Raw genomic sequence first — 12,473 nt, 5'->3', positions numbered from 1 at the left:
GCGAGGATGACCGTACTTCGGATAGCCTTGTCAACGCGAACTGTTTGCCAGCATGCCGAACGCGAGGACTTGGATGAGCTATCTGGACGAGCTGTTTTCGGTAGCCGGCAAGACGGCGCTGGTAACGGGCGCCGCGACCGGCATTGGCCGCATGGCGGCGACCGCCCTGGTCAGGGCCGGCGCCAGCGTAATGATCGCGTCGCGCAAGGGCGAGGACTGCATCAGGGTCGCTGCCGAACTGAACGGCCTTGGAGCTTCCGGCGGCGCCGAAGGCTTTGCCGGTGATGTCTCCAGCGAGGCTGGCATCGCCGCACTCGTCGCCGAGGTCAAGGCGCGCACCGACAGGCTGAACATCCTGGTCAACAATGCCGGCGTCTCCTGGGGCGCGCCGCTGGAGAGTTTTCCCTACCATGCCTGGGCCAAGGTGTTCGGCGTCAACGTCACCGCAGTCTTCCATTTGACGCGTGAATTGCTGCCGCTGCTCGATGCCGCGGCCAGCGACGGCGATCCGGCTCGGGTGATCAATCTGGGCTCCGTGATGGGCACGCAGCCGCTGGCCGATGACGCCTATTCCTACACGGCGTCGAAGGCTGCCGTTCATCACCTGACGCGAACTTTGGCGTCGGAATTCGCCACCCGCCGCATTACCGTCAACGCTTTCGCTCCCGGCCCATTCCAAAGCCGCATGACGGCCTTTGCCACCGCTACGGACGAACAGGCCAGGCACGTCGGCGACCATGTTCCGATCGGCCGTATCGGCGCGCCGGATGACATTGCCGGCGCAACACTCTATTTGTGCGGCCGTGCGGGCAGCTATGTCACCGGCGCCATCCTGCCGATCGACGGCGGGCAGTCGGTTCAGCATGGCTTGACACTGTTCAAGGAATGACATTTCCCGGCTGTCGAACCGGGAGTGAAATGGAGGACATGGGCGTGGAACCAATCAGTCTCGATGTGCTTCTGGCAAGCGTCGGCAAGGAGGTCGGCGTGTCCCCTTGGCGCGTTGTGACGCAACGCATGATCGACCAGTTCGCCGACGCCACCGACGACCATCAGTTTATCCATTGCGACCCGGAGCGGGCAAGGCTGGAGACGCCGTTCGGCGGCACCATCGCCCATGGTTTCCTGTCGCTGTCACTGTTGTCGGCCATGACGTTCGAGACCATGCCGCCGCTGGAAAACGGCAAGATGGGCGTCAACCACGGCTTCGACTCGCTGCGCTTCCTGGCGCCGGTGAAGACAGGCGCACGTATACGCACCCGTTTCGTGCTGGCCGACGTCAAGATCAGGCCGTCCGGCTGGGTCCAGACCGCGCATGACGTGACGATCGAGATCGAGGGCTCCAAGAAGCCGGCGCTGACCGCTCGCTGGCTGACCCTGACCCTGGTCGAACGCCAGCCCGAGACCACCCCCGAGACTGCATGAGCGACCCGAACGTTCTCGACCAGTCGGCGCTTGCGCCTTATCTGGAGGCGAACATACCCGGCTTTCGCGGGCTCGCCGAGATCGAGAAATTCAAGACCGGCCAGTCGAATCCAACCTACCTGCTGACCGCGGCAAGCGGCCGCTACGTGCTGCGTGCCAAGCCGGCGGGGCAATTGCTGAAATCGGCGCATCAGGTCGACCGTGAGTTCAAGGTGATGAGCGCGCTCGCCGGCACCGCCGTGCCCGTGCCCGCGATGCTGCATCTCTCGGCCGAGGACTCGCCCATCGGCCGCATGTTCTACGTCATGAATTTCGTCGACGGGCGGATCTTCTGGGATCCGGCCTTGCCGGAAGCGCGCGACACCGATGAACGCGCCGCCATCTACGATGCCATGAACGAAACTCTCACTGCCTTGCACGAAGTCGACGTCGCGGCAGTCGGGCTCGCCGACTTCGGCCGGCCGGGCAGCTATTTCCAGAGACAGTTGGCGCGTTGGACCAGCCAGTATCATGCGTCGGAAACCGGCACCGTCGCCGACATGGACCGGCTGGTATCGTGGCTGGAGACACACTTGCCAGTCGAGGACGGCCGCGTCTCGCTGGTCCATGGCGACTACCGGCTGGACAATCTGATCTTTGCGACGGACCGGCCAAGGGTCGCCGCGGTGCTCGACTGGGAGCTTTCGACGTTGGGCCACCCCTTGGCCGATTTGGCTTACCAATGCATGCAATGGCGCCTGCCGCATGCCTCCGGTTTTTGCGGCTTGGGCGGCATCGACCGTCCTGCCGTCGGTCTGCCCTCGGAGGAGGCCTATGTCGCCGCCTATTGCCGGCGGCGCGGACTCACCGGCGTCGGCGACTGGACCTTCTTCCTCGCCTTCTCCTTCTTCCGTTTGGCCGCGATCTGCCAGGGCGTCTACAAGCGTGCCCTGGACGGCAACGCCTCCAATCCTGAGAAGGCCAGAACTTATGGCGCGGCGGTGAAGCTGCTGTCGCGTCTCGCGGCGGAACTCATCGACAGCAATCCGTAAAGAACTAGTGGGTGTCGCCGGCGATGAACTTCATGTTCCGGCTGACCTGCAGGGTGATGTAGACGACCAGCGCGCAGCCTATCGGGAACACAATCTCATTGAGGCCGGTCGCAATGGCCTGCGGCAGTGCAAGGGCGACGTCCTGCGCGAACGCAGCCTGTATGGTCAACGCGGTGACGCCGCCGCCAAACACAGCACCAATCAAAGCTCCCGCCAGGATGAAGTGCAGAAGGTGAGCTTTCTCCCTCGAGGCCAGCCGGGCCAGCATCCAGCCGAGCAGGCCGTATTCGAGCGCCCGCAACACGCCAAGCGTGGTGAGCGGAACGATTGTCGGCTTCACGGACAGATCAAGCGCGCTGACCATGACTTTCTGCGTGCCTTTTGCGATTCCCATCGCCAAGGGCGCGGAAATCGCACCGATCAAGCCTCCGAGCGAGGTTCGCACCTTGCCTATGGCTGTCCCCAGACCAACACCGGCGCAGACGAAGAATGACCACGTCACGCCTTGCACCAATTCGATGACGACTTGCGTGGAAGCCGGCTGGGAATTCGCAGCCACCCTGACCGTCAAAATAAGGGCTTCCATGGCGAAGCCGAGTGCAATGGCGAGCCATGCCACCATGGCCACTCTCTTGAGCGCCTGTCGGGCGCTATGAGAAAGTGGATGCGCACCCGCCCCGCGCGGCGCAACCTCGCTGATGGCCATGCCGGCCTCCTCACTCCGGATTTTTGCAAGAGCCGCCCAATAAGGTCTGTTTGTAACAGCTCGATGTTGGCTGACCGAACGCAGGATTACCGACATGTGAAGCCAGGAAAGTACGGGGCCGATCGGCCGCCGCCTGGAACCTTTGACATTCCTTGCTCGTTTCGTACAGCGTATATGAGTCAGCGAATCCCGATCCAGACAAAGGCCACCAGATTGCCGCCGAGGGCCCATACACGCCGCGAAAAGCCAAAGGCCGAACTGCGCGCCGAACTTGTCAATGCGGCGCACAAGCTTGTCCAAGAAGAAGGCTATGAGGGCCTGACCATCCGCAAACTGGCAAAGCGGGTCGGTTACGCGCCGATGTCGGTCTACTCCTACTTTGCCGACAAGCAGGACATCCTGTTCGCGCTGGCGGAGGATGCGTTCGAGACGCTGGCCAAGAAGATCGAGGCGCATCCCTCCGACGATCCCATCGCGGCATTGCAAGCGGTCATGACCGAGTATGCCGCCTTCGGCCTCGGCAACCCCAACGAATACCGGACCGTCTTCATGACCGAGAAGACCAGACCGCCGGAGGGCCGCAGTTTCGAAGAGATGCATGAAGCCAATCCGGCCATGAAGGCGCTTATAGGGCGGGTCGAGGCCTGTGTCGCGGCCGGCAAGCTGCAAGGCGATCCCCGCGCCATAGCCACCATGCTCTGGGCGGTCGGCCATGGCACGATTTCGCTGCTGATTACATTTCCCTTCTATCCGTTTGGCGATCCCCAGGCCTTCGTGAAGAGGATGTGCGATGCCACCCTCGCCGCCTTGAGCACGCAAAATGTGCCGCCATTGACCGACAGCCCGGTCCGCTGCTGAGCCACATCCTTCAAATCTCCTGAGATTGCGCTAGGCGCCTGGCGTTCGGAGCGATTGCTCGAAGGCATATCAATTTTCGTACACGTACGATTAGGACCTTGAATCCCGCTTCAAGCAGGCGTATTTACACGCTGTATCGTACATGTACGAAAGTTTGAGCCGCTTAAGCCGGAGTCGGAAATGAAATACACTCTCCTCACCCTCGCCGCCGTGCTGGCCCTTTCGAGTTCAGCCTTTGCCGCCAATTCCACTCATCCCGTAAAGGAGCACACACCGATCTGCGTTGACGCCAAGACCCATGTGGAGCTTGATTGCGCCCCGACAGGATCGTTGAAGAAGGAACGCGCTGTGCAAAGGCCGGCTGAAAGCAAGGAGCCACGGCTCGGCATCAGCATCGATCCCTGGATTCTTCCAAGCACGTTCTGACGCCAGCTGTCAGGTAGGACAGCCGCGGCAATCAGGGATTACGGTTTTTTCGTCCGGTCACGGATTTGGCTCTGCCGGGTTTTGCGGGTCCGCCGGGGATTGCCGACCCGGTGATCGATATGGGATCGCTGGCCGGGAACGTGTCTTCGAGACCCTCGTCGAGTTCTTCTTCCGCGGTCAACTTGCTGTCGCGCTCTTGTTCGAGCGAGCGGACAGCCGCGGTTTTCGTCGGAAATTCTGGCGGCGGGTTGAGCTCGGATTTCGACGGCATCGGCATTCTCCCTCGGCATGAGGACGCAGAACGGAATTGGCCGGCAAAACGTTCCTAAGTCAGACCGCCGCGTCGCGCGCTCCCTCGGACAGGAAAGTAAAGACATAGTCCGAGAAGGAACGCCAGCACTCGACCCGGAAGTCGTCGGGCCCGTTGCGCAACAGCACGATCTCCGCCTTGCCCAGGATGGTGCGCGAAGCCGCCCCAACGGGGAACGCATCGAGCGACAGATCCTGCGGGCAGCCTGCATTGATGGTCGCGGCGGCGCCGGCGCCAGTCACGGCAATCGCCACATTGCGGTGCGATATGCCTACGGCGGAATGGAGGAGTGGGACTTTGGCGCAATCGGCGAGCGGATCATTGCCGGCCTCGTCGATGACCAGCCATTCCTCGGGGCCGAGCCATAGCGCCGTTCGCCCTGACATTGCGGCCGACGTCTTGGGCTTGTTGGGCAAGGCTACGCCCAGCGCATCGGAAAGCGCGGCGATCGCAGTCTCGGGGGCGCGCAGCGAGATGCGTTGTGCGGGCGGCAGCATTTCGACCTTGACGCTGGGCCCGGAGGCGGCGCGTCCGGCCAGCGCCGGGCGACGTTCGACCGACGGCAACACCGCCGTATCGGCCTTGCTTGCGACGGCCTTAGCCATTGAGGCGCCCTCCCGTCTCGTCGAAGAACACCATGCCTGTAACCTCCACTTCGATCACCCCGTCAGGCATCGGCACGTAGAGCGTGTCGCCCATTCTGTCGCGGCCACCGGCGACCGCCGCCAGCGCGATCGAGCGGCCGCAATTCTGCGACCAGTAGCTCGAGGTGACATGACCGATCATCTTCATCGGGATCGCCTGTTTGGGATCCTCGACGATCTGCGCGCCTTCTTCCAGCACGACCTTCGGATCCTTGGTCTTAAGGCCGATCAATTGCTTGCGGCCCTTGGCGATAAGGTCCGGCCGCGTCAGCCCGCGGATGCCGACGAAGTCGGTCTTTTTCTTGCCGACCGCCCAGTCGAGGCCGGCATCGTTCGGCGTCAACGTGCCGTCCGTGTCCTGGCCAACGATGATGTAGCCCTTTTCGGCGCGCAACACGTGCATCGCCTCGGTGCCGTAGGCGGTGGCCCCATGCTTCTGGCCCTCGGCCCACAGGGCCTCCCAGACTGCCTGGCCGTAATCCGCAGGCACATTGACCTCGAAGCCGCGCTCGCCGGTGAACGACATGCGAAACAGCCGGGTCGGCACGCCGCAGATCCTGCCCTCGCGCACCGACATATGCGGCATCGCCTCGTCGGAAACGTCGATGTCTTCGACCAGCGGCGCGATGATGTCGCGCGACTTCGGTCCCTGCACCGCGATGACGGCCCATTGTTCCGTGATCGAGGTCAGCCAGACATTGAGATGCGGGAATTCGGTCTGGAGGTAATCTTCCATGTGGTTCATGACACGCGGCGCGCCGCCCGTCGTCGTCGTCACATGGAAACGGTCCGGCGCCAGCCGGCCGACGACGCCGTCATCATAGATGAAGCCGTCCTCGCGCAGCATGATGCCGTAGCGGCAGCGGCCGGGCTCCAGCTTCTCCCACGGATTGGTGTAGAGCAGTTCCATGAATTTGGCTGCGTCCGGCCCGACCACTTCGATCTTGCCCAGGGTTGAGGCGTCGAACAGGCCGGCATTGGTGCGCACCGCGACGCATTCGCGGCCGACGGCGGCATGCATGTCTTCGCCAGCCTGGGGGAAATACCAAGCGCGCTTCCACTGGCCGACATCCTCGAACACAGCCCCCTGCGCCTCGGCCCAGGGATGGATCGCGGTCTTGCGCGTCGGGTCGAACAGCGGCCCGCGCGCGTGGCTGATGATCGCGCCGAAGGTCACCGGCGTATAGGGCGCGCGAAACGTCGTCAGCCCGACCGCCGGGATCGGCTTGCCCAGCGTCTCAGCCGCGATCGCCAGTCCGTGCATGTTGGAGGTCTTGCCCTGGTCTGTCGCCATGCCGTTGGTGGTGAATCGCTTGACGTGCTCGATCGAGCGCATGCCCTCATGCACGGCCTGGCGAATGTCCTTGGCGGTGACATCGTTCTGGAAGTCGACGAACGCCTTCACCGTCGTGCCCGGCCCGGCGCCGGGCGCCGCGCCCAGCATGCCGCGCGACCAGCTTTCGGAGGCGTCGACCTTCGGCTTGGTGCCCTTGCCGGCCTTCGCGCCAAGATCTCCGGCACTGGCATCCCTCGCCGCCTTGGCGCCGGCGGCGTAGGCTTCATCCATGCTCGCCGACAGGCCGTCCGTACCGTTGCAGGCGCCGACGGAGACGCAGTCCTGCGCGTAGATGCCCGGCACGAAGCGCTTGGTCTCGTCATTGAAGGCGACCTTGCCGCGCGACTGCGAGAACAGATGCACGGAAGGCGTCCAACCAGCCGACATCAGGATCGCGTCGACCGGAACGGTGCGTTCGCCGCCGCCATTCTTCGGCTGAACGGTCATCGAGTTCACTCTGAGCTTTCCGCCGGCGCGGATGACCGCGCGGCCGAAATTGACCTCGATGCCGAGCGCCCTCGCCTCGTCGATCACCGGCCCGGTCGGGTTGTCGCGAAGATCGACGATCGCCGCCACGTTGACACCGGCCTTTTTGAGATCGATTGCCGCCGAGTAGGCGGAATCATTGGCGGTGTAGACGCCGACATTCCTGCCGACCGCCACCCCATGGTGGTTGAGGAAGGTGCGCGCCGCGCCCGCCAGCATGATGCCCGGCCGGTCATTGTCCGCGAACACCATATGCCGCTCGATGGCGCCAGAGGCCAGCACGACGCGCTTTGCGCGCACCTGCCATAGCCGCTCACGCGGCAGATCATGGCCGGGGTTTTTCAAATGATCGCTGACGCGCTCGACGAGGCCGACAAAATTCTGCGCGTAATAGCCGAACGCTGTCGTACGCGACAGCACGCGGACATTGTCCATCGCGCTCAACCGGGCGACAGCCGCCTGCGCCCAGGAAAAACCGTCCTGCCCATCGATCTTGGCCGCGGCCTCGAACCGAAGACTGCCGCCGAACTCGGCCTGCTCGTCGGCCAGGATCACCCGCACGCCGGCGTCGGCCGCCGCCAATGCCGCCGCAATGCCGGCCGCGCCACCGCCCAGCACCAGCACGTCGCAATGCGCGTAACGCGACGAATAATGGTCGGGATCGGGCTTGTCAGGCGAAACACCCAGGCCGGCGGCTTGGCGAATGCGGGGTTCGTAAAGGCTCTTCCACGCCGCCTTGGGCCACATGAATGTCTTGTAGTAGAAGCCGGCCGAAAGCATCGGCGACGCGATGTCATTGACAGCGCCGACGTCGAAAGACAGCGACGGCCAACGGTTCTGCGACTGCGCTTCAAGCCCGTCGTAAAGCTCCTGGACGGTTGCGCGCACGTTCGGCGTCCTGCGCGCCGCGTCGCGCCGGATCTCGACCAGCGCGTTCGGCTCTTCGGCGCCGGCCGACAGGATGCCGCGCGGGCGATGGTACTTGAACGAGCGGCCGACCAGATGCACGCCATTGGCGAGCAGCGCCGACGCCAGAGTATCGCCCTCGATGCCAGTGTAGGATTGTCCGTCGAAGCTGAACCGCGCGGTCTTCGCCTGCTTCAACCGTCCTGCGCTCGGAATACGGAACGCGCCGCTCATTTGGCAACCACATCGTTGGAGTTGTTGGGAAGCTTCGACGGCTTCGGCTCGCCGGCCTTGTACGTCATGACGAACTTGTCGGTGATCGTGTCTCGCACGGCGTTGAAGAACCGCGCGCAGCCATGGATATGCCGCCAGCGCTCATAAATGATGCCCTTGGGATTCGAGCGGATGAAAAAGAACTTTTCGAAATCATCGTCGCTGTCGCCCGCAATATCGGCCGAGCGCGCAATATGCGCTTCGCCGGCGTTGCGGAATTCGAGTTCCGGACGTTCTTCCTCGCAATAGGGGCAGCGGATGAGAAGCATCTGGTTCTTTCCCTACAATTCGCCATGGCCGACGCGGGCGCCGGCAGGTTGGTCGCAAAGCTTCTGGCCCAGGGTCACGAACGGCGCGACAAGCCGCAGGCGCTCCTCCACCGTCGCGGCATCGCGAAACAGCGATCGGTTGGCCATGTTGCCGAGGGTTAATTGCATCGGGTCGGTGGTAACGAAGACGGCGCGCGGCTCGAACGCGTCGTCCGGCTTGAGCTCTTTCGGCCGACCTTCGAAGAACATCACGATCTTCTGGCCGGCGCTCCACACGCAGGAGAGCGTTCCCTCATCGACAGAAAACGGCCACGCGACCTCATTGCCGGCGCGCGCGATCGGCTGCACCCGGACCTCTTCCGGCGAGGGCAAATGGAACATGCCCTGCTCCCCCGCCGCCAGCACGAGCGGCACTGCGACTGCCATCTCGGCCATCATCATCAGTGCGCCACCGCCGCCGCCGCCGCCTCGTCGATGAGCCGTCCGGTGCGGAAGCGCTCGATCGTGAAAGGCGCGTTGATCGGATGCGGGTCGTCCCGGGCAATGGTGTGGGCGAACACATGGCCGGATCCCGGCGTCGCCTTGAAACCGCCGGTGCCCCAGCCGCAATTGACATAGAGGCCGGGGACCGGCGTCTTGGCCAGGATCGGCGAACGGTCGGGCGTCACGTCGACGATGCCGCCCCAGGAGCGCAACATCTTCATGCGCGTGAAGATCGGGAACATCTCGCAGATGGCGTCCAGCGTGTGCTGCAATATGTGCAGCCCGCCGGTCTGCGAATAGGAGACATACTGGTCGGTGCCGGCGCCGATCACCAGTTCGCCCTTGTCGGACTGAGAGATATAGGCGTGGACCGTGTTCGACATCACCACGCAGGGCACAACCGGCTTGACCGGCTCCGACACCAGCGCCTGCAGCGGATAGCTCTCCAGCGGCATGCGCACGCCCGCCATGTTCATGATGACGGAGGAATGGCCGGCGGCGACGACGCCGACCTTCTTGGCGCCGATGAAGCCGCGCGTCGTGTCGACGCCCATCACCGCGCCGTTCGGCGCCCGCTTGACCCCGGTCACCTCGCAGTTCTGGATGATGTGGACGCCGCGCGCCGAGGCGCCGCGCGCATAGCCCCAGGCGACCGCGTCATGGCGCGCCGTCCCGCCACGCCGCTGCAACGCCGCGCCGACCACCGGATAGCGCGCGTCCTTTGACGTGTTGAGCGGCGGGCAGAACGCCTTGGCCTGCTCCGGCGTCAGCCATTCATTGTCGATGCCGTTCAGCCGGTTGGCATGGACATGGCGCTTCAGCACCTGGATGTCGTGCACATTATGCGCCAGCATCATGACGCCGCGCGGCGAATACATGACGTTGTAGTTCAGTTCCTGGCTGAGCCCGTCCCACAGCTTCAGCGCATGGTCGTAGATCCCGGCGCTCTCGTCATAGAGATAGTTGGAACGGATGATGGTGGTGTTGCGCCCGGTGTTGCCGCCACCGAGCCAGCCCTTTTCCAGCACCGCCACATTGGTGATGCCGTGCACATTGGCCAGGTAATAGGCGGTGGCCAGTCCATGGCCGCCCGCGCCGACGATGATGACGTCATATTCCTTTTTGGGCTCCGGCGAGGACCATTGTTCCTCCCAGCCCTTGTGGCTGCGGATTGCCTCCCGGGCGATGGCGAATACCGAATATTTCTTCAACGTCTCAGCCTCTCGCCAAAAAGCTCTCGCCAACAGCCATCGGCCTTCGGCCCGGCGCGCGAGGTGTATCACTAGCGAAACGGCGGTTCCACCCTTGCGCTGTTTGCGACGGCGCTTGCCGTTTTGCGCCGCGACAAAAAGGCCGCTGTTTGAGCTTCGCCGTGCACCCCTTCTGATGCGCTCGCCGCACAAGGCGAAGGCGCGGCTGAAGGCTTCGCACGTATCGGGTGGCTCGTGCCGCCCCAGGCTGCGATCAGCATGCCGATTGCCGGCACAGCCGGCGCGAACAAGGATGCAGGATATGCTCGCACTCGCCAACAAGATCGCCATCGTTACCGGCGCCAGTTCCGGCATCGGCCGCGCCACCGCAAAACTCTTCGCCGAGCAAAGTGCCAAGATTGTCGTCTCCGGCCGGCGCCAGGCAGAGCTCGACGCGCTGGTCGCCGAGATATTCGACGCGGAAGGCACCGCTGTCGCACTTGCCGGTGACGTCAGGGACGAAGCCTATGCGAAGGCGCTGGTCGCTCTGGCGGTCGAAAGCTTCGGCGGCCTGGACATCGCCTTCAACAATGCCGGCGCCGTCGGCGTTTTGGGCCCGCTGCCGGACATGCTCCCGGCCACTTGGCACGAGACGATCGACATCAACCTGACCGGCGCCTTCCTCGGCGCGAAGTACCAGATACCCGCCTACTGCAGCGCGGCGGCGGCTCGCTGATCTTCACGTCGAGCTTTGTTGGCTACACCGCCGGCATGCCGGGAATGGCCGCCTACGCCGCCGCCAAGTCCGGTCTGATCGGGCTGACGCAGGTTCTGGCCGCCGAGTATGGACCGAGTGGGTTACGCGTCAATGCATTGCTGCCCGGCGGCACCAACACGCCGGGCGCCACGACGACGACGCCCGAGGCTCGCGCCTTCGTCGAGAGTATCCATGCCCTGAAGCGCATGGCTCGGCCAGACGAGATTGCCCGATCGGCGCTTTACCTAAACTCCGACGCCTCCAGCTTCACCACGGGAACCGCACTGTTTGCCGATGGAGGCGTCTCGATCAATCGTACATGAGGTTTTCGCGGCGGCCGCCGGCTTGCAGCTTTGCCGCAGCCCCATGGCTCTTGCTTTTTCCCCGCATTTTGGCGATTCCGTAGCCATAAGCGGTCGTCGAATGACAGGTCCTAAACCATGATGCTGATCCGAACCTATGTCGCACAGAGCGCGATCGAAGGCGTCGGCATGTTCGCGGCCGAGCCGGTCAGCAAGGGGGCCTCCATCTGGCGGCTCGATCCGGACTTCGACCGGTTGATACCGATGGACAAATATGAAGCCGCGGCCCCGCCGCTCAGGGAATTGCTCGACCGCTATGCCTATCCTAGCCCGGACCGGCCGGGCTTCATGGTCTATGAAGTCGACAATGGGCGTTTCATGAACCATTCCCCGAATCCGAATACGGATTTTTCGCAATATGGCGGCGCGACCGCCACGCGCGACATCGCGGCAGGCGAGGAGATCACCTGCGACTACGGCGAGTTCTTCGAGGATTTCGAGAGGCTGCATCTGGCCACGGCGTAATCCTGCCCGGCAAAACAGCCGTGTTTTGGCTGTCCGAGTTTCATTTCCGCTGTGGACAGCGTGGGATGATTCTGCTATCAGCCGCCACAATTCGTGGTGTAGATCGCCGCGTTGGCTAGTGGCTATGGCCGCTTGCCTGTTGATATCAAACCCGAAAGACAGGATTGCCCGTGCAGGTACTCGTCCGCGACAACAATGTTGATCAGGCGCTTCGCGCTCTCAAGAAGAAGATGCAGCGCGAAGGCATTTTCCGCGAAATGAAGATGCGCGGCCACTACGAGAAGCCTTCCGAGAAGCGCGCCCGTGAAAAGGCCGAGGCCGTTCGCCGCGCCCGCAAGCTGGCCCGCAAGCGCGCACAGCGCGAAGGCCTGCTGCCGATGACCCCGCGCCCGGTTGCCGCTGGCGCCGCAGGCGGTCCTGGTGGTGCTCCGCGTCCGCCGCGGTTCTAACGCCAATTTTTCGTCCTTTTCGAAGGATACCGAAGGTGGCGCGATGCGAAATCGCCGCCACCTTTTTGTTTTGGTTGCAACCCGGCCCGGAGGGGGG

Annotated in this window: 14 protein-coding genes and 1 pseudogene; 8 read left to right on the top strand and 7 right to left on the bottom strand. The window is 63.6% G+C overall.

Annotation, left to right across the window (positions count from 1 at the left end; translation table 11 throughout):
- Window positions 1–73: 73 nt before the first annotated feature.
- From LB513_RS17160 to LB513_RS17150, 3 genes are read left to right on the top strand one after another with little or no spacing between them, the layout of a single operon-like run.
- On the top strand, window positions 74–889 hold the full coding sequence (locus LB513_RS17160) for an SDR family oxidoreductase (protein WP_224664688.1): 816 nt from the start codon (window positions 74–76) through the stop codon (window positions 887–889).
- 38 nt (window positions 890–927) lie between these two features.
- A complete protein-coding gene (locus LB513_RS17155; RefSeq protein WP_263482148.1) occupies window positions 928–1,425 on the top strand; it encodes a MaoC family dehydratase in 498 nt (165 codons plus the stop codon).
- Window positions 1,422–2,456 carry a phosphotransferase family protein gene (locus LB513_RS17150; RefSeq protein WP_224664686.1) on the top strand — a complete coding sequence of 345 codons (1,035 nt, stop codon included), beginning with the start codon at window positions 1,422–1,424 and terminating at the stop codon, window positions 2,454–2,456. Before LB513_RS17155 ends, LB513_RS17150 begins: the two co-directional genes overlap by 4 nt.
- A gap of 4 nt (window positions 2,457–2,460) precedes the next feature.
- On the opposite strand, the gene LB513_RS17145 is transcribed toward LB513_RS17150, so the two are convergent.
- Entirely contained in the window at window positions 2,461–3,162 is a 702-nt protein-coding gene (locus LB513_RS17145; protein ID WP_224664685.1) for a hypothetical protein, read from the bottom strand.
- Window positions 3,163–3,336: 174 nt separating this feature from the next.
- Between LB513_RS17145 and LB513_RS17140 the strand changes: the two genes are divergently transcribed.
- On the top strand, window positions 3,337–4,020 hold the full coding sequence (locus LB513_RS17140) for a TetR/AcrR family transcriptional regulator (protein WP_224664684.1): 684 nt from the start codon (window positions 3,337–3,339) through the stop codon (window positions 4,018–4,020).
- Between the two features lie 180 nt (window positions 4,021–4,200).
- Complete coding sequence (locus LB513_RS17135) at window positions 4,201–4,446, top strand: DUF680 domain-containing protein (RefSeq protein ID WP_224664683.1); 246 nt, start codon at window positions 4,201–4,203, stop codon at window positions 4,444–4,446.
- A gap of 31 nt (window positions 4,447–4,477) precedes the next feature.
- Here the strand turns inward: LB513_RS17135 and LB513_RS17130 are convergent, their stop codons facing one another.
- Genes LB513_RS17130 through LB513_RS17105 form a run of 6 tightly spaced genes read right to left on the bottom strand, consistent with a single transcriptional unit; the run spans window position 4,478 to window position 10,364 of the window.
- Entirely contained in the window at window positions 4,478–4,717 is a 240-nt protein-coding gene (locus LB513_RS17130) for a hypothetical protein (protein WP_224664770.1), read from the bottom strand.
- Between the two features lie 59 nt (window positions 4,718–4,776).
- Window positions 4,777–5,361: a sarcosine oxidase subunit gamma gene (locus LB513_RS17125; protein WP_224664682.1), complete on the bottom strand. Its 585-nt coding sequence runs from the start codon at window positions 5,359–5,361 to the stop codon at window positions 4,777–4,779.
- Window positions 5,354–8,362 carry a sarcosine oxidase subunit alpha gene (locus LB513_RS17120; protein WP_224664681.1) on the bottom strand — a complete coding sequence of 1,003 codons (3,009 nt, stop codon included), beginning with the start codon at window positions 8,360–8,362 and terminating at the stop codon, window positions 5,354–5,356. The genes LB513_RS17125 and LB513_RS17120 overlap by 8 nt, the downstream gene beginning before the upstream one ends.
- Complete coding sequence (locus LB513_RS17115) at window positions 8,359–8,670, bottom strand: sarcosine oxidase subunit delta (RefSeq protein ID WP_224664680.1); 312 nt, start codon at window positions 8,668–8,670, stop codon at window positions 8,359–8,361. Before LB513_RS17115 ends, LB513_RS17120 begins: the two co-directional genes overlap by 4 nt.
- Before the next feature lie 12 nt (window positions 8,671–8,682).
- Entirely contained in the window at window positions 8,683–9,108 is a 426-nt protein-coding gene (locus LB513_RS17110) for a hypothetical protein (RefSeq protein ID WP_224664769.1), read from the bottom strand.
- Between the two features lie 2 nt (window positions 9,109–9,110).
- Window positions 9,111–10,364 (bottom strand): sarcosine oxidase subunit beta, encoded by a 1,254-nt coding sequence (locus LB513_RS17105; protein ID WP_224664679.1) that lies wholly within the window; start codon window positions 10,362–10,364, stop codon window positions 9,111–9,113.
- Window positions 10,365–10,665: 301 nt separating this feature from the next.
- Between LB513_RS17105 and LB513_RS17100 the strand changes: the two are divergent.
- The 3 genes and pseudogenes from LB513_RS17100 (at window position 10,666) to rpsU (ending at window position 12,376) form a co-directional block, all read left to right on the top strand.
- Window positions 10,666–11,423: pseudogene (locus LB513_RS17100) on the top strand (SDR family oxidoreductase).
- 117 nt (window positions 11,424–11,540) lie between these two features.
- The gene (locus LB513_RS17095; RefSeq protein ID WP_224664678.1) at window positions 11,541–11,927 is read left to right on the top strand and encodes an SET domain-containing protein; all 387 of its coding nucleotides are present in this window, start codon (window positions 11,541–11,543) and stop codon (window positions 11,925–11,927) included.
- 170 nt (window positions 11,928–12,097) lie between these two features.
- Entirely contained in the window at window positions 12,098–12,376 is a 279-nt protein-coding gene (gene rpsU / locus LB513_RS17090; RefSeq protein WP_023671138.1) for a 30S ribosomal protein S21, read from the top strand.
- Window positions 12,377–12,473 lie beyond the last annotated feature (97 nt).

The sequence above is a fragment of the Mesorhizobium sp. ES1-1 genome (assembly GCF_020164785.1).
Taxonomy (GTDB): Bacteria; Pseudomonadota; Alphaproteobacteria; order Rhizobiales; family Rhizobiaceae; genus Mesorhizobium.
Note: the sequence above shows the minus strand (reverse complement) of the source record. Positions and strands in the feature narration are given on the sequence as shown.